This is a genomic window from Nonomuraea thailandensis (genome assembly GCF_024172165.1).
Classification (GTDB): domain Bacteria; phylum Actinomycetota; class Actinomycetes; order Streptosporangiales; family Streptosporangiaceae; genus Nonomuraea; species Nonomuraea thailandensis.
The window spans coordinates 12,353,475-12,370,291 of the sequence record NZ_JAMZEB010000002.1; the positions used below are offsets into that span (position 1 = coordinate 12,353,475).

The following is a 16,817-nucleotide window of genomic DNA, read 5'->3' on the forward strand; positions in this document are numbered from 1 at the left end:
GAGACGGGGCACGTTACGTTGGTACACGCGTCGTCGGGTCCGTGCGGCGGTCGTGCTGGCTCTGGTGGCGGCGTTTCTGTCGCCGGGTAGTGCCGCCGTCGCCGACATCTCGGATCTCGGCCGGCTGCTCGACCTGACGCGCCCGGGGCTCGGCGCGGTGGCGGCCGAGCTGGCCGCCGGTGATGAAGAGGGCGCCGCGCGCGAGCTCAAGGTCTATTACGCGGGCCGCGACGACGTCCAGTACCCGGCTCCGGCCGAGGGCCTGGGCGGTGGCGACTCCGGCCCCGACGAGCTCGCGGCGGGGATCTTCCGGTTCGGCGCCGAGACCCGCAACTTCTACAACAGCGCCGAGCAGCGGATCGACATCGACTGGCAGGACCCGTGGGGTGGGACGCAGACCACCCCGGGCGGCGCGCAGACCCTGATGAGCGACTTCACGTTCATGCCCAAACTGACATACGCCTACGTGTCCGAGAATGACCCGGCAAAGCGTGCGGCGTACGCGGCGGCGTGGATGGACATCTCGCTGGACTTCTTCGCCGACAATCAGAGCTGGCCGCAGGGCCGCAACCTGTCGGCGGCCAAGCGGCTCGCCCAGCTGGTCAGCGCGTTCTCCGTGTTCCGGACCGATCCTGGCATCGACGCGAGCGATCTCGTGGCGTACCTGTCCGGCGTGCACGCCACGACGGGCTACCTCGTCGGCGTGATGCAGATTCATGTCGGAAACAACTGGTACATGTCGATGGCCCGCTCCGTCCACGCGGCAGCCGTGTTCCTGCCCGAGTTCTCGTCATCATCTGGCTGGGAGTGGTTCGCGGTGCGCTCGGCCGAGCGGTTCCTGCGCGCGCACGTGAAGGGCGACGGTGTGTACCGCGAGCCGGCGTTCAACTATCAGGCATACGTGGCGGACATGCTCAACTCCCTCATAGCGGTCGCGGATGCCAACGGGCGAACCGTTCCTGATGCGCTCGTCCAGGGGGCGGACTGGATCGCGGACTCGCTGTTCGCGACCCGTCAGCCGAATCTCGAACCCGCGGCGATCGGCGACACGCCGAACAACTACGCGGGTACGTCGGCCATTCGCAGGAGCGGTGTACGCAACTCCTGGCCCGATTTCACCTGGGTCGCCTCCGGCCGAACGCAGGGGACCGCCCCGACGCTGTCGTCCACGGTGTTTCCGATCAGCTTCGCGGTTCAGCGTTCCGGTTGGGACGCCGATGCCCGGTACATGCTGATCAACAACCAGAATTCCAGTTACACCGCCTCGCATCGGCATCCGGACGACCTCAGCATGGTGATGGCGGCGTACGGGCGTCCGCTGATCGTCGACTCCGGGGTGGGGGACTACAGCGCGACTCAGACGAACGACTGGATGCGCCGTGAGACCGAGGCGCACAACACCGTCGAGGTCGACGGAGAGCCGCAGGCCAAAGGCGTTCCCCGCACGACGTCGCTGTGGCGCTCGAACGCGGGCCTCGACATCTACCGCGGTGCGGCGATGGGCTACCGGCCGGTCGCGCACGATCGCGCGGTCTACTTCGTCAAGCCCGGCTTCTGGATCGTCTCCGACGACCTCACCGGTGACACCGCCGCGCACGACTACCGGCAGCTCTGGCACTTCCCCGGTGATCCGGTGACCGTCAATCCGACGACGAAGGTCGCCACGGTCGGGTTCGACACCGTGCCCGGATCCGCACCCGTCGCCGGCGTGCAGCTCATCCCGGTGGCCACGGCCGGCGCCGCGGTAACCCCCAGCGTCCACGAGAATGGCGCCGTACGCGTCGGCGAGCAGGTGCTCACCAACGTCGACTACCTGTCGTACGACTGGTCCTCCACCGGGCCGACGGGACTGGACACGGTCGTGGTTCCCGGCCGGGCCGGCGCGGCGCCCTCGGTGACGGCGAAGCGCATCGCCATGCCCGGGGTGAGCCACTCCGTGGCGACGGCGATGGAGATCACCCTGCCGGACGCGACCGGACGCTTCTACCTTTCGCGCGAGGCGACTCCCTCGTCGAGGGCGTTCGGAGTCGCCACGACCAACGCCGAGACCGCGTACCTCGAGCGTGCTTCGGGCGGCGGGCTCACCAGGTACGCGCTGACCAGAGGGTCGTCGCTGATCGACCAGGACAACACCGTCATCAGCGCATCCGCACCGGTGTCCGACGTCAGTGTGGAACTGCGCGGCGCGACCGCCCGGATCTCGCTCGGGGACCCGTTCACCGGCACGCTCTCCATCAACGCGCCGAACGCGAACGTGGTGATGGTGAACGACACCCCGATCGCGTTCACCCGCACGGGCAACCTCATCACCGTGTCACTCGAGGAACACTTCGCCCCGGCACCCGTGCTCGACGACGAGTTCGACGACGCCGGCCTGGACCGCACCGTCCATGACTTCAACGGAACCTTCGGCGGCTGGACGCCGGTCCAGGGGACCTGGGCGCTGACCGGCGCACAGCCGGACACGCAGCTGGCACAGACCTCGACTGCGGACATGATGTCGTTCGCGGCGCTGCAGGACGTACCCGATGACGTGGTCATGGCCGCGGACATCGTTCCCGGACTACGCGGCCAGACGACGGCCCGTACCGGTCTCGTGTTCCGCTACCACGATTCCCGCAACTACTACCGGGCCGAAGTGCTCAACTCCACGTCGGGAGCGACGCTGAAGCTCGTGAAGATATACGACTCGACGACGGAGGTTCTCGCGGAGACCGCACTGCCGAGCGGCGCCAACGTCCCGCACAAGCTGGTCGTATCCGCGATCGGGAAGCATCTGAGCGCCAAGGTCGGAGACACGTCGATCTCCGCGGACGACGGACAGTTGCCGACGGGTGGCGCCGCCGCCTTCACCCATCGGCGGGCCGCGACCTTCGACAACATCGTGATCAGGGAAGGGCTCGATCAGGCCGGTTGGCGGGGAACAACAGGGTCTGTGTCCGTCGCCTCGGGCAAGTTGCACCTCACGCCGCCTGCCGGTGGCCGGGCGCACGTACTGGCCGACTCGACCCTGCCGGCCCGCTTCTCCGAGGCGTGCGACTATGCCGTGGAGACCACGGTCACGGTCGACGGATCCGTCGGTAACGCAGGGATCTCGCTGCGCGACACCACGGACGCCTACGGGTATCGGATCCACGTCGGCAAGACGAGCGACGGAACCCAGTACGCGAGCATCATCCGCGAGGCTCACGCGTCGGGTCCCGTCACAGTGGCCAAGGCATCCATCAGCAACCCGTTGACGGGTCCCGTGCGACTGGGTGCGGCGATTCACGGCGACCGCATCACCGTGACGTTGGACGGCGTTCAGGTCCTGAAGGGTCGCGACACCGTTGTGCGCAGCGGCGGCGTCGGGCTTCACGCATCCACGGAGAGCTCGTTCGAGAACGTCACTGTCGCTCGGTCCTGCGGGGGGCGGTAGTTCCTGCGGCCAAGTGCCCCGGCGCCGGCAACCGCTGAGACCGCCACGACCAGGAGCCTGCCGGCAAGGGGATCCGGTGTCGGGGTTGAGTCAGAAGAGTGCCGAGGTGTGGTCACGGTGGGCTGTTGACCGGGGAACAGGAGCGGGCTCCCGGTAGCTGAGGTGGTGTCCAAGCAGCTCACCGGCCAGGAGCAGCACAGCGGATCATCCTGCCGTACGCGTTTCCGCCTCCGGGTGACCGGAAATCGCGTACGGCACCCGAAGCCCTCTCAGCTCTGGTGTTCTCGACGTTCTTGCGCACGAGAGGCAGGTCCAGAGCCGAATGGTGGGTCACAGGGCTTGATCTGGGTTTGCTGCGTGGGGCGGCTCAGCTCCGGCAGGACTCGACCGGATCCTCATCATGAAGGAACACCACCTGGGCAAGCGGTGCTCACGTGGCCGGTCTTCGGCTTCACCGAGTGGTCGCCGCCGCGACGACCGCTCGGTGAGCGCGCGAATGGCCTGAGGCTGGGCAAGGGTAAGCGGTGACGGTTCTGCTCTGCGCGAAGCGGGCAGAACTCGAACGCGCCATCGACCTATGGTGAGGTATGGCCTCATCCCTGCCGTCGCGTCCAGTGATCAATCGGACCGCCCCCGAGCCGTCTCCGGCTCGCGAGCCGCTGTGGCGGCAGGTGCTCGGTGAGCGCTTGAGAGGGCTTCGCCATGAGCGGGGCGAGAAGTTGAGCGAGACGGCAAGCCGCGCCGGAGTCTCGCCGCAATATCTCTCCGAGATCGAACGAGGCGTCAAGGAGCCGTCGAGCGAAATGATCGCCGCGGTCGCCGGGGCGCTGGATGTGACCCTGGTCGATCTGACCCTTGCCGTTGCCGAGAGCTTGCGGCCTGCTCAGCAGGGCGCGTCGAGAGGTGCCACCTGCTCGGCAGCGTATGCTCTGGCCGCGTAGCGCGGCTTGCCGGGATTGTCCACGGGCCTATGAACGCTCCTCGATGATCTGATCGAGGAGCCCGTACTCCAAGGCCGCGGTAGCGGTGAACACGCGATCGTGATCGGTGTCGGCGCGCAGGGTCTCGACCGTCTGGCCGGTGTGCCGTGAAAGTATGCGCTCGATGTCCGCCCGGACCCGTACGACCTCGTCGGCCTGCAAGATGAGATCGGGGATCGCTCCGCGCCCCTGGGCCGCCGGCTGGTGCAGGATGATCCGTGCGTGTGGGAGAGCGGCACGTTTGCCTTCGGCGCCCGCGGCGAGAAGCACGGCACCCACCGCGACGGCCTGTCCTACACAGGTCGTCGAGACCCGCGGGCGGATGTGGCGCATGGTGTCGTAGATCGCGAGCATCGCGCTCGGGTCTCCGCCTTCGCAGTTGATATAGAACTGGATCTCCGCCTCGGGGTTGTCTGATTCCAGAAAAATCAGCTGCGCGATGAGAGCATTCGCGACGCCCGCGTCGATTGCGGTGCCCAGGTAGACGATCCGCTCGGTGAGCAGGTGCGAGTAGACATCCATGATCCGCTCGCCACGAGGGTTCGAGGCGATGACGTTCGGGATCGTATATGTGGTCACTGGCCGACTCCTTGGGTGACGCCGAATCCGAGCCGTGGGCGGTTTTGCGGCGCGATCTCGTCGAAGTTCTGCACGATGGCGTCGATGAAGCCGTAGTCCAGGGCTTCCTGTGCCGTGTACCAGCGATCGTGCAGAGAATCCTCGAATATGCGCTCGACAGGCTGACCTGTGTCCTCGGCAATCAGACCGAGCACCGTGTCGCGCGTATGCCGAAGGTCGCCGGCCTGCAGTTCGATGTCGACCGCGGTGCCACCGATTCCCGCCGAGCCTTGGTGCATCAGGACTCGTGAGTGCGGTAGAGCGCGGCGCTTCCCACGGGCCCCCGACGACAGCAAGAACTGCCCGGCACTGTAAGCGATGCCCAGGACGAGGGTCGATACGTCACAGGGAATGAGGCGCATGATGTCGCGGATCGCCAGCATCGACGGGACCGAGCCACCTGGGGAATGAATCCACAAGGCGATGTCGGACGACGCGTCCTGCGTGGCGAGTGCCATCAGCTGGGTGGCCAGCAGTGTCCCGTTGTCGTCGTCGAGAGGGCCGTCGAGAACGAGAACCCGCTGCTCATAGAGCTCGCGTCTCATTCGTGGGTTGAACAGCGGAAGGTTCGATTCTTCGCTCATGCGTCCATCTTGTGAGGCGATCCGGACCGGCGTCGACACGATCTGCCTGGGGCAGATCTGCTCTGAGCAGCGAGAGCTCCTGAGCAGGGACAGCGGGATTACCGGCCGGTTCGGGGAGCGCGGTCCGGCTGCCGGGCCGGGTTCGAGATTCGTATGGGTGTGCATGGCCAGGACGGGTGCCTCAGCTGAGCATTCGACATCGTTGTTGGCCACGCCCCGACGGTATTGGTACGTCCGAGCGCGACTCCGAGCCTGCCTGGGGCTGACCACCGAGCGCCGATCGATCTCGCCGCTCACCTTGGCCTTGCGGAACTTGACCTTGTGCAGCGGATTCGCCGAAGGCTCTTCCGGCTCCACGGCGTACTCAAGCGCGTGATGGAAGACGGCCCGCTTGCGCCGGTACGTCGAGGTCGCCGCAGGCTTGCCGTCCAGGCACAGCGCCAGGGATTCCAACGCCGCCCGGGCGTGCTTGGTCTCCTCCAGGGCACTCAGCGGGAGCGAAGCGCCCTCCAGCCAGCGGACAGCGCGGGCGATCTCCGGTGCCGGCTCCCGCCTGCGGTCCTCGGCAGGAAGGAGTACTCGCGTAGTGCCCGCCGGATGATCTTGTCGGACGGACGTCCGGGCAGGTTCGCCGACCAGGACGCGGGTGGCGGTGGCGAGGGTGTCGGTCATGCCCTCACGGGACTTCGCCGTCGCAGGTCGGAAAGGAAGCTCTCGGCCAGCTCCGGTGCCGAGCGGTGGGTGCGCGCTGCAGGACGCCGCCTGGTGCTGGCCTCGTGGACGTGGCATCGCGGTGAGTGGGACTCCTGGGAGAGTCACGGGCTGCTGATCTGCGACAAGGAGGGGTGGCAGCCCGCCACGGGACGGCCGAGCGGACCAGTCGATCCGGGCCGTGGGCCGAGGTGCATCAAGTGCCTCGCCTGGCCTCCAGCGGCGGGGACGTGGTCGCCGAAGCCCGATGCCAGACGCGAGCACCGGCGAACAGCGACCACCCGGAGCTCGCTGTTCGCCGCGCAGTCGACTCCGCAGCCGTTCGACCGTGAGCCCCCGGTCCGCCGCCGCCCGAACGTCGACGGGATCGTTCTCGCGCTGAAGGATGGTGCCGATCCCGGCCAGCAGGGGGAGCCGGCGGATCTGGTCACGGGCGAGGACCGGCCGGTGGCGGAGAACACCTCGGCATGGACGTCACCATCATCGTCCCTCGCCCAGCGTCTCCTCACGCGCCGCCAGGCGTCGGCCGCCTCCTGAGGCATGAAGCGGTGGCCTCTGGCCTCGCATCCGGGACGGCGCTGCTGCCCGGCGGGCCCGGAGGAACGCCGCGGCACCCTTGCCGCGGGTCCGGGCGGGGGCGAGTGACGCAGCGCGGGCCGGCGCCGGCTCGCCGGAGACCGGAGAGCCGACGGCGGAACTCCAGCCTCTCCTGATCACGTCCACGGCCGGAGTCAGGAAGAGACCGCCGGTGCCGGACGCGGAGCCGGCGGCCTCACATGTGGGTACGGGCGGACCAGAGCTCGGGAAAGACCGTTCGGGTCATGCTGCGTTCGAGCCAGGCCAGCCCGTTGGACCCGCCGCTGCCCGGCTTCGCGCCCATCGACCTGCGCACCGCCGCCACATGCGCGTAGCGCCACTCCGCGAAGCGTTCGGAGACCTCGGTCAGCGCGTCCCCGAGCTCCCGGAGGCGGGCGCGCTCCGGGTCGCCCGCTTCGGCGTCGTCGCGGTAGACCCGCACCCAGGCCTGCTCGACCGCCTCGCTGGGCTCGTACTCGGAGCCGTGGTCCCGGTCGAGTACGGCGGCCGGGAGGGCGTAACCGTGCCTGGCGAGCAGTGCGGTGGCGGCGTCCCAGACGCTCGGCTCGTCGAACGCGCGGCGCAGGCTGTCACTCACCGCCGCGCCCCTGAACGGCCGCAGCAGCGCCTCGTTCTTGAGCCCCAGCCGGAACTCCACCAGCCGGTACATGCCCGACTGCAGCCCCGACGCCTCCCCGAGCAGGTCGCGGAACCTGTTGAAGTCCGCGGGCGTCATCCAGCGCAGGCCGTTCCAGCTCGCGTTCAGAGCCTGCAGGTGCAGGGCCGTGCGGCGCAGCGCGCCGAGAGCGGCGGGCACCCGGTCGGCCCGCAGCGCCTCCCGGACGGAGAGCAGCTCGTACGCGATGAGCTTGAAGTACAGCTCCATCACCTGGGTGATCACCAGGAACGACATCTCGCCCGGCGCGTCGCTCAACGGGCGCTGCAGGTCGTGCAGGATGTCGGTGCGGACGTAGGCGTCGTAGGGAAGCTCCCGCTCGAAATCGAGGGTCGGCAGGCCGCCGCCGGCCTGCGCCCGCTCGGCCCGTTCTCCGGCGGAGGTCGGGCGCACCCGTGCTGTCGTTTCCATGTGCCGCGCTCCTTTCGTTCAGCGGCACCTCATGATGGTGCGGTGAGGGCGGGGAAGGAATGCCGGTTCAACGGCCTTTTCGCGAATCGCCTTATGTCTGGTACCTATTTGCCCCATACCGTTTTCGAGCGAAAGGATCCCCTGGTGGACGCCATGGACTGGGAGTTGCTGCGTGAGCTCCAGGAGAACGCCCGGCTCTCCTTCAACGAGCTGTCGCGCCGCGTCCACCTGTCACCGCCCGCGGTCGCCGAGCGGGTGCGGCGGCTGGAGGAGACGGGGGTGATCACCGGCTACCACGCCGCCGTGGACCTGACGCGGGCCGGTTGGGGGGTGTCCGCGTTCGTGCAGCTCACCTGCTACGGGCCCACCTGCGTGCTGCGCGACCCCGGGGTGGCGGACTGGCCGGAGATCCGGGAGATCCACCGGGTCACCGGTGACGTGTGCAGCATCCTCAAGATCGCGGTGCCCTCGATGGCGGCGTTCGAGGCCCTGATCGATCGCCTGGCCGCCTACGGGACGCCGTCGAGCACCATGATCTTCTCCAGCCCTCTCGCCCACCGGCCGGTCAGCGCGGCGCCGGCTGAAGGATCGACGGCCTAGAGGTGGCCTAGAGGTGGCCTAGAGGTCCACGTTGAGCCCCAGCCCGCGCTCGCGGGCCACCCGGTAGGCCACCGAGGCCGCCGCGACGTCGAGAGCGGCGTGGCCGGTGGACTTGAACAGCGTCAGCTCCTCGGCTGAGCCGCGGCCCGGATCCGCGCCGTCGAGCACGGCGCCGATCAGGCGGGCCGCGACCGGGTCGGCGCCCTGCAGCTCCCAGGCGCCGGCCGGTGGCGGCTCGGTGACGGCGCCCCGCCACTCCACGAACAGTGAGGACGCGCGCAGGGTGTCGTCGCCGAACTCCGGCCCGTCGGAGCCGCCCACCGAGCTGAGGTGTACGCCGTCGCCGAGCCAGGACCAGCGCAGAACGGGCTCCCGGCTGGAGGTGCAGCAGAACACGACGTCCGCCTGCCTGACCGCCTCCTCGATGCCGCAGGCCCGGGCGGCGGGCACGCCCGCGACGAGGCGTTCGGCGGCGGCGCGGTCACGCGCTCCGACCAGGAGCCGCGCGGAGTCCATCGCCGCGACGAGGCCGATCTGGGCGCGAGCCTGCGTGCCGGTGCCGATGACGGCGATGTGGCGGGCGTCGGCCCGCGCGAGCGCCGTCATGGCGGCGGTCGCGGTGGCCGCCGTGCGGAGCGCGGTGATCGTCTCGGCGTCCATGACCGCCAGCGGCCGGCCGTTCTCCTCGTCGAAGTAGGCGACGATGCCGCGGTGGGCGCCGTGCCCGCCCGCCGTGACGGCGGAGAAGACCGTCACGAGCTTGGCGGCCAGCCCGAGCCGGGGCACGTAACCGGGCATCGCGCCCAGCAGCCCGTGGGAGGACCGGGCCGCGACGCGGGGCGGGGCGGAGGTCTCGCCGCGGCTGACGGCGATCAGGGCGGTGCGCACCGCCGCGAGGAGCGCGTCAGGGGGTAAGGCCGCCCTGGTCTGGTCCCGGTCGAGGACGAGAACTCCGCTCACTGCGGTGTCAATCAAGGTCGGCTCCGGGGGTCGTGCCGCTCAGGGTGGCTCGCAGCTCGTTCGTCGCGGTGATGAGGCTGTCCTTCAGCTTCGCCAGGGTGGCGTCGTCGAACTCGCTGTCGAGGCCGACGATCGTCAGAGCGCAGATCGGGCGCCCGCTGCCGGTGAGCACCGCGCGGCTCAGCGAGGCGATCACTTCTTCGTTGCGCCCGCGCTCCAGCGCGAAGCCGGTGCGGCGGGCCTGGTCGAGGTCTCTCAGCAGCTCGGCCCTGGCCGTGGCGGGGTCGCGCTGCTGCTCGGCGACGCGCAGGTAGGGGACCCGCGCGGCGTCGTCGAGCGCGGAGACCAGGGCCATGGGGCCCGCGAACTTGTGGATGGGCAGCAGCTCGCCCAGCAGGTCGGTGATCATGGCCAGCCGCGGCGGGCGTACGACGTCGATCACTCGCGCGCCCTCGGGCTCCAGGACCTGGAGGTTCACCATCATCGCCGTCTGGTCGGACAGCGACTGGAGCGCCGGCCTGCTCAGCACCACGAGCGAGTTGGCGGCGGCGGCCTGGGAGAACTGCAGCACGATCGTGCCGGGCAGGTAGTGGTCCTGGCTGCGCATGATCCAGCCGCGGCGGACCAGGTCGACCAGGATGCGGTAGGCGGTGGCGCGGTGCATCCCCGCCAGGTTCGCCAACTCGCTGAGTCTCAACGGGCGGTTCGCCTGGACGACGGCCTCGATGAGGTCGAGGGCTTTGTCCACGGCAGAGCTGGCCGGCTTGGGCAAAGGTCCCCCTCCACGGTCGTCGGAGCCATCATTCCACGCTTGACGCATGTTATCAGACGTTGCTAGTGTTGCAACACTTGTTACGCTGTACGTAACAGATCGCGTCGAGAATCTCCCTCTCGACGAAGCTCTGAAACGGAGACCGAGCGACCCCCATGACCGACAGAGACGAACGACCGGTCGCGGGCGACGACCCGGCGCCCACCCCCTTCGCGCCCGCCGCGCCAGGTGAGGTGACGGTCTACCGCGACGTGTCGCTGATCGACGGGACGGGCGCGCCCGTCCGCCGCGCGATGGCGGTGGTGACCGACGGGGCGATGATCAGGAAGGTCGTGCCGGACACCGAGCTCGGCGCGTCCGACCTCGACGGCGCCGAGGTCGTCGACCTGGCGGGGGCCTTCCTCCTGCCGGGCCTCATCGACACTCACCAGCACCTGTCCACCCCGCCCAACCGCCGGCGGGCCGAGGAGACGATGCGCCGCCAGCTCTACGGCGGCGTCACCGCGATCCGCGAGATGGCCGGCGACCTGCGGCAGATGGCCGACCTGGAGCGGGCCGCGCTGATCGGCGAGATCCCCGGCCCCGACGTGCACAACGCCGCCCTGATGGCCGGCCAGAGCTTCTTCGACGACCCGCGCACGTGGCAGGTCACCCAGGGCACGACGCCCGGCACGGCGCCGTGGATGCAGGCGATCGGGGAGGACACCGACCTGGTGACCGCCGTCGCGCGAGCCCGGGGCACCGGCGCCGTGGCCATCAAGGTCTACGCCGACCTCGGGGCCTCGCTGATCGCCCGGATCACCGCCGAGGCTCACCGGCAGGGGATGCGGGTGTGGGCGCACGGGTCGGTGTTCCCCGCCCTGCCGGGTGACGTCGTGGCGGCCGGCGTGGACGTGGTGTCCCACGTCCACATGCTCGCCTACGAGCTCGCGGGCGTCCGGCCCGACACGTACCGGGGGCAGCGCGCCCACCTCGCGCAGGTGTACCGGCGATTCCTGGACGCGCCGGTGGACGCGATCGACGTGCTGCTCGGCGAGATGCGGCGGCGCGGCACCGTCCTCGACGCCACGGCGAGCGTCGTCGGCAGAATCCCGCTCAGCCCGCCGGACGCGGCCGGGATGGCGCGCGACGTGGTCCGGCGGCTCATCGACCGCGCCCGCCACGTGGGCGTGGAGATCTGCGCCGGCACCGACTACGAGACCCCGCCGGACGACCCCTACCCTTCGCTGCACGACGAGCTCGACCACCTCGTCCACGCCATGGGAATGCCGCCCCGGGAGGTGGTTCGCGCGGCGACCCTGGCGGGAGCGGCCGCCCTGGGGCAGCGGGCCACGACGGGCAGCGTCGAGGCCGGGAAGCTGGCCAACCTGGTCGTCGTCGCCGCCGACCCGTACGAGGACATCGGCCATCTGCGCCGCATCATCACCACGGTCAAGCGCGGTCGGCGCCATGACCGCGCCGACTACGACCGCTCCCGCGCCGGCGGCGTCGAGGAAGGGACGCGAGCATGAGCGTCGACATCACCGATCACCTCGTCGTCAACGCGCTCGGCGTGCTGGACAACCCCAACGTCGCCGAAACCGGCACGCTCGTCCAGACCAGCGGCTCGCTGACCATCGACGCGCGTACGCTGGCCGACGCGCACGCCTCGGGCGTGACCGCGATCAACGTCACCCTCGGCTACACGATGGGCGACTTCGACCCCTACCCGCACACCCTGCGGGAGATCGAGACGTGGGGCTCGATCATCGCCACCCACCACGAGCACCTGATGCGGATCGACACGGCCGCGGACATCGCCGAGGCCAAGCGCACAGGCAAGATCGGCATCATCTACGGATTCCAGAACGCCGCCGCGGTCGAGGACCGGCCCGAACGCGTCGCCACCTTCGCCCGCCAGGGCGTCCGGATCATCCAGCTCACCTACAACCAGGCGAACCAGATCGGCGACGGCTCGATGGCGCCGGGCAACAGGGGCCTGACGCCGCTCGGGCGGGAGGTCGTGGAGGCGCTCAACGAGCAGCGCGTCATGGTCGACCTGTCGCACAGCGGCGAGCGGACCTGCCTGGAGGCCGCGCGGCTGTCCCGGCAGCCCGTCTCGATCAACCACACCGGCTGCCGGGCGCTGGTCGACCTGCCGCGCAACAAGACCGACGAGGAGCTGCGGCTGGTCGCCTCGCAGGGCGGCTTCGTGGGCATCTACTTCATGCCGTTCCTCAACGCCTCCGGGCACGCCCGCGCCCGCGACGTGGTGGACCACATCGTGCACGCCGTGAACGTGTGCGGCGAGGACCACGTGGGCATCGGCACCGACGGGACGATCACCCCCGTCGACGACCTGGACGCCTACCGGGCCCGGCTCGCGGAGCATGTGGCGCTGCGCCGGCAGGCCGGGGCCTCCGCCGCCGGAGAGCGCAGCGACACCTTCCCGTTCGTCGTCGACCTGCGCGGGGTCGACCAGTTCCGGGAGCTGGCGCGGCTGCTGAAGGAGCGCGGCTACTCCTCGACCAGGATCGAGAAGATCCTCGGCCGCAACTTCTGCGCCTACGCGGAGGCGGTCTGGGGCGGCTGACGGCCGCCGTGCCGTGACGTTCCGCCACGAACGGCCCGGCCATGACCCTTGCCCCGCCTCCGCGGCAGCGACCCCTGACCTCTCCTCCCAACCCCCCGACGGCAACAGGAACGGACGACGTGGACACCTACCGATTGACCGGATATCGAGCCGCGGTGAAGCGGCCATGAGCGGCTCCCGAAGCCGGCGCGCGCTCGTCGCGGCGACGCTGGCCGTCCTCCTGCCGCTCGCGGCGTGCAGCGGCGGCGGACGTGACGACGGCAAGGCCACGGCCGGCGACCAGGCCGCCCGGAAGTCCGGCTCGCAGACGTTCGGCGAGCTGCCGGCGGAGTCGGGCACGCCCAAGGACGGCGGAACCGTCGACATCGCGCAGCAGCCCGGGGCCGGGCCCTACTACATGCTGCCGATCGTGCCCGGCGCGTTCAACTCGACTTACGTGACCTACCAGTTCCAGCGGCTCATGTACCGGCCGCTCTACTGGTTCCCCGAAGGCGCCAGCCCCAAGGTCAACCCGGCTCTCAGCCTGGCCGAGCCGCCGGAGTTCTCCGACGGCAACAAGACGGTGACCATCAGGCTGAAGCCGGGCTACACCTGGTCCGACGGCTCTCCGGTCGAGGCCGGCGACGTGGTCTTCTTCATCGACCTGCTGAAGGCGGCACTGAAGAAGAACGCCGCCAACTGGGGCGGCTACACGCCGGGCCAGTTCCCCGACAACGTCACGAGCGTCAAGGCGTCCTCGCCCGACACCGTGACGCTGAAGCTGTCGGAGGCCTACAACCCCGAGTGGTTCACCGCCGACGAGCTGACCTCGGTCGTGCCGCTGCCGGCCAAGCAGTGGGCCCGCGCCTCGGCGGACGGGCCGCTGCTCGACCCGGGCGAGCCGGAGAACGCCGAGGCGATCTACACCTACCTCGACAAGGCCTCGCGCGATCCGGCCGGCTTCGCCACCGACCCGCTCTGGCAGACGGTGAACGGCCCGTACCGGCTGAGCGGCTTCGACGTGACCACGAACTTCTACTCGATGACCGCCAACGAGGCGTACACCGGCCCGCAGAAGCCCCGCATCAAGACGCTGAACTTCCGGCCGTTCACCTCCGAGACGGCGAAGTTCAACCAGCTTCTGAGCGGCAACCTGACGATGGGCACGGTGGACCAGAGCCACGTGGGCCAGGTACGGGCGCTCAAGGCGGCCGGGTACAACGTCTACGGCGCGCCCCGGCTGGGCTTCAACTTCATCATGCTCAACTTCAAGGACACCACCGACAACGTCGACAAGATCCTCGGCCAGCTCTACGTCAGGCAGGCGCTGCAGCACCTGATCGACCAGCCTGGTTACATCGCCAGCAAGGGCATGTACAACGGCGCCGCGGCGGAGAGCTACGGCACGGCGCCCGCGAGCTCGCCGTACGCGTCGAAGGACGTCGCCACCGCGCCCTACCCCTACGACCCCGAGGCGGCGCGCAAGCTGCTGGAGGACCACGGGTGGAAGGTCGTGCCGAACGGCACCACGACGTGCGAACGCCCCGGGAGCGGGCCGTCGGAGTGCGGGGAGGGGATCCCGCAGGGCCAGGCGATCAAGTTCAACCTCTTCTACCGCAGCGAGCCGCAACTGCACGGCGCGGTCAGCACGGCGTTCGCCTCGGAGGCCCGCAAGCTGGGCATCGCGATCACGGTCGCGCCGAAGACGTTCAGCTTCCTGATCCAGAACTACAACGTGCCGGCGGCCCCGTCGAAGGCCGGTGAGTGGGCCATGTCCACCTGGGGCGGTTTCAGCACCACCCCGTACCCGACGATGACCGGGACGTTCGACTCCAAGGGGTCGGGCAACGTGGGCGCCTACAGCGACCCGCAGACCGACGAGCTGATCCGCGCCTCGGTGCACGGCGACGACCGCCAGGCCGTCCAGGCGGAGATCGAGCGGCTGCGGAGCGAGCTGCCCGTGTTGTGGCTGCCGACCGCGCACACCATCTGGGCCTGGAAGAACACCCTGTCCGGCCCGCGGGACACCTTCGCCGCCCTGCCCACCACGGTGCTGACGCCGGAGTACTGGTACCTGCGCTAGCACCACAGAACGACAGGAAGGAGGGGCAGCGTGCTCCAGTTCGTGCTGCGACGGCTGGCGACGTCAGTCATCGTGGTCCTGGGTGTCTCGGTGATCACCTTCGTCATGCTGCACGGCATGTCCGGCTCGCCCGGCCGCGCGATCCTCGGCGTGCAGGCCAGCGCGGAAGCGGTGGCCGCCTTCGACCGGGAGCACGGCTACGACCGGTCGGTGATCGTGCAGTACTTCACCTACCTGGGCCGGCTGCTGCAGGGTGACCTCGGTTACTCCTACAAGCTGAACCAGAGCGTGAACGCGCTGCTGGCCGAGAACGCCGGGCGGACGGCGATGCTGGCCGGCACGGCCCTGGTCCTCGCGATCGCCGTCGCGGTGCCGCTGGGCGTCTTCCAGGCGGTCAAGCGCAACAGCATCGGCGACAACGTGCTGACCACGCTCACCTTCGTCGCCTACTCGATGCCCGTCTTCCTGCTGGCGATGCTGCTGATCCAGGTCTTCGCGCTGGGGCTGGGCATCCTGCCCGCGCAGGCCTCGCAGTCGAGCTCGACCTGGGTGATCTTCACTGAACCGCGCGCCATGCTGCTGCCGGTGCTGACGCTGACCGGCGTCACGGTCGCGCTGTACTCCCGATATCAGCGCTCCGCGGCGCTGGACCAGCTCGCCCAGGACTACATCAGGGTGGCCCGGGCGAAAGGGCTGTCGATGCGCCTGGTGCTGACCCGTCACCTGCTGCGCAACGCCTGTCTGCCGCTGGTGACGCTGATCGGCATGACCATCCCCCTGCTGCTCGCGGGCAACCTCGTGGTCGAGTCGGTCTTCAACTACCCGGGCCTCGGGCTGCTGTTCTTCAACGCCCTGAACAACCAGGACTATCCGGTTCTGCTCGGCTACACGCTGGTCGCCGCGACCCTGACCGTCCTGGGCAACCTCCTGGCCGACCTGCTGGTGGCGGTCAGCGACCCGAGGACGCAGCGCGCATGACCGAGACGCCGACCACGCCCGCCGCGCCGCGGGCCACCAGCGGATGGCGCCTGGCGCTGAGCTCCTTCGTGCAGAACCGGCTCGCCGTCCTCGGCGTGGGCATCATCGTCCTGCTCGCGCTGTTCTGCTTCGTCGGCCCGCACCTGTACGTCACCGAGCAGACCGCCGTCGATCCGGTGAACAGCCTGCTGCCGCCGGACGCCGAACACCCGCTCGGCACCGACGCCCAGGGCTTCGACGTGCTCGGGCGGATCATGCAGGGCGGCCAGGCGTCGTTGCAGATCGGGCTGTTCGCGGCGCTCATCGCCACCGCGTTCGGCACGCTGTACGGCACCGTCGCGGGCCTGGCCGGCGGCGTCGTGGACGGGATCATGATGCGGGTGGTGGACACGCTGCTGTCGATCCCCTTCCTGTTCATCGTGCTGATCGCCGCCACGCGGTTCAGCTCCTCGGTCCTGTCGCTCAGCCTGATCCTGGGGGCGTTCTCCTGGCTGGCGCCCGCCCGGCTGGTCAGGGCCGAGGTGCTCTCCCTGCGTTCGCGGGGGTTCGTCTCCGCCGCGACCGTGATGGGAGCGACCAGGCCGCGCATCATCGCCAGGCACCTGATCCCGAACGCGCTGGGCGTCGTGATCGTGAACATCACCTTCCAGGTGGCCGACGCGATCATCGCGGTCTCACTGCTGGGCTTCCTCGGGTTCGGGCTCAACTATCCCGACGTCGAGTGGGGCACGCAGCTCTCCGACGGCGTGAGCCACCTGTTCGAGGGCGCCTGGTGGCTGATCTATCCGGTCGGGGGCTGCCTGGTGCTGATCGTCATGGCGTTCAACTTCGTCGGGGACGCGCTGCGTGACTCGATCGACGTACGGCTGAGGCGGCGCTGATGGCCGCCCGCACGGAAA

Annotated in this window: 14 protein-coding genes; 9 read left to right on the top strand and 5 right to left on the bottom strand. The window is 69.6% G+C overall.

The genetic code is table 11. The features are described 5' to 3' along the window. The first annotated feature begins 52 nt into the window (after positions 1–52). Complete coding sequence (locus HD597_RS61545; RefSeq protein ID WP_253758553.1) at positions 53–3,418, top strand: alginate lyase family protein; 3,366 nt, start codon at positions 53–55, stop codon at positions 3,416–3,418. Positions 3,419–4,032: 614 nt separating this feature from the next. After that, positions 4,033–4,359 carry a helix-turn-helix domain-containing protein gene (locus tag HD597_RS61550; protein ID WP_253758555.1) on the top strand — a complete coding sequence of 109 codons (327 nt, stop codon included), beginning with the start codon at positions 4,033–4,035 and terminating at the stop codon, positions 4,357–4,359. A 27-nt stretch (positions 4,360–4,386) separates the two neighbouring features. Here HD597_RS61550 and HD597_RS61555 read toward each other — a convergent pair whose 3' ends face one another. Beyond that, on the bottom strand, positions 4,387–4,977 hold the full coding sequence (locus HD597_RS61555) for a ClpP family protease (protein ID WP_185101837.1): 591 nt from the start codon (positions 4,975–4,977) through the stop codon (positions 4,387–4,389). Further along, positions 4,974–6,272 (bottom strand): ClpP family protease, encoded by a 1,299-nt coding sequence (locus HD597_RS61560; RefSeq protein WP_253758557.1) that lies wholly within the window; start codon positions 6,270–6,272, stop codon positions 4,974–4,976. The genes HD597_RS61555 and HD597_RS61560 overlap by 4 nt, the downstream gene beginning before the upstream one ends. 69 nt (positions 6,273–6,341) lie before the next feature. On the opposite strand from HD597_RS61560, the gene HD597_RS61565 reads away from it, so the two are divergent. Continuing rightward, positions 6,342–6,848 (top strand): hypothetical protein, encoded by a 507-nt coding sequence (locus HD597_RS61565; protein ID WP_253758559.1) that lies wholly within the window; start codon positions 6,342–6,344, stop codon positions 6,846–6,848. 235 nt (positions 6,849–7,083) lie between these two features. Here HD597_RS61565 and HD597_RS61570 read toward each other — a convergent pair whose 3' ends face one another. Then, complete coding sequence (locus tag HD597_RS61570) at positions 7,084–7,974, bottom strand: tryptophan 2,3-dioxygenase (protein WP_253758561.1); 891 nt, start codon at positions 7,972–7,974, stop codon at positions 7,084–7,086. Between the two features lie 153 nt (positions 7,975–8,127). On the opposite strand from HD597_RS61570, the gene HD597_RS61575 reads away from it, so the two are divergent. After that, entirely contained in the window at positions 8,128–8,574 is a 447-nt protein-coding gene (locus tag HD597_RS61575) for an Lrp/AsnC family transcriptional regulator (protein WP_253759965.1), read from the top strand. 18 nt (positions 8,575–8,592) lie between these two features. Here the strand turns inward: HD597_RS61575 and HD597_RS61580 are convergent, their stop codons facing one another. Together HD597_RS61580 and HD597_RS61585 are read right to left on the bottom strand one after the other, a co-directional pair. After that, a complete protein-coding gene (locus tag HD597_RS61580) occupies positions 8,593–9,549 on the bottom strand; it encodes an ornithine cyclodeaminase family protein (RefSeq protein ID WP_253758563.1) in 957 nt (318 codons plus the stop codon). Continuing rightward, complete coding sequence (locus tag HD597_RS61585) at positions 9,542–10,306, bottom strand: IclR family transcriptional regulator (protein WP_253758565.1); 765 nt, start codon at positions 10,304–10,306, stop codon at positions 9,542–9,544. Before HD597_RS61585 ends, HD597_RS61580 begins: the two co-directional genes overlap by 8 nt. A 155-nt stretch (positions 10,307–10,461) precedes the next feature. On the opposite strand from HD597_RS61585, the gene HD597_RS61590 reads away from it, so the two are divergent. From HD597_RS61590 to HD597_RS61610, 5 genes are all read left to right on the top strand, one after another. Further along, positions 10,462–11,817, top strand: coding sequence for an amidohydrolase family protein (locus tag HD597_RS61590; protein ID WP_253758567.1), 1,356 nt, complete (start codon positions 10,462–10,464; stop codon positions 11,815–11,817). Next, on the top strand, positions 11,814–12,878 hold the full coding sequence (locus HD597_RS61595; RefSeq protein ID WP_253758569.1) for a dipeptidase: 1,065 nt from the start codon (positions 11,814–11,816) through the stop codon (positions 12,876–12,878). Before HD597_RS61590 ends, HD597_RS61595 begins: the two co-directional genes overlap by 4 nt. 166 nt (positions 12,879–13,044) lie before the next feature. Beyond that, positions 13,045–14,940, top strand: coding sequence for an ABC transporter substrate-binding protein (locus HD597_RS61600; protein WP_253758571.1), 1,896 nt, complete (start codon positions 13,045–13,047; stop codon positions 14,938–14,940). Positions 14,941–14,970: 30 nt separating this feature from the next. Then, positions 14,971–15,918 carry an ABC transporter permease gene (locus HD597_RS61605; RefSeq protein WP_253758573.1) on the top strand — a complete coding sequence of 316 codons (948 nt, stop codon included), beginning with the start codon at positions 14,971–14,973 and terminating at the stop codon, positions 15,916–15,918. After that, positions 15,915–16,799 (top strand): ABC transporter permease, encoded by an 885-nt coding sequence (locus tag HD597_RS61610; protein WP_253758575.1) that lies wholly within the window; start codon positions 15,915–15,917, stop codon positions 16,797–16,799. Before HD597_RS61605 ends, HD597_RS61610 begins: the two co-directional genes overlap by 4 nt. Positions 16,800–16,817: the final 18 nt, after the last annotated feature.

Coding starts and splice junctions, on each gene's coding strand:
- HD597_RS61590 (WP_253758567.1), top strand. CDS start 10,462: ATGACCGACAGAGACGAACGACCGGTCGCGGGCGACGACCCGGCGCCC.
- HD597_RS61560 (WP_253758557.1), bottom strand. CDS start 6,272: ATGACCGACACCCTCGCCACCGCCACCCGCGTCCTGGTCGGCGAACCT.
- HD597_RS61595 (WP_253758569.1), top strand. CDS start 11,814: ATGAGCGTCGACATCACCGATCACCTCGTCGTCAACGCGCTCGGCGTG.
- HD597_RS61570 (WP_253758561.1), bottom strand. CDS start 7,974: ATGGAAACGACAGCACGGGTGCGCCCGACCTCCGCCGGAGAACGGGCC.
- HD597_RS61600 (WP_253758571.1), top strand. CDS start 13,045: ATGAGCGGCTCCCGAAGCCGGCGCGCGCTCGTCGCGGCGACGCTGGCC.
- HD597_RS61575 (WP_253759965.1), top strand. CDS start 8,128: ATGGACTGGGAGTTGCTGCGTGAGCTCCAGGAGAACGCCCGGCTCTCC.
- HD597_RS61610 (WP_253758575.1), top strand. CDS start 15,915: ATGACCGAGACGCCGACCACGCCCGCCGCGCCGCGGGCCACCAGCGGA.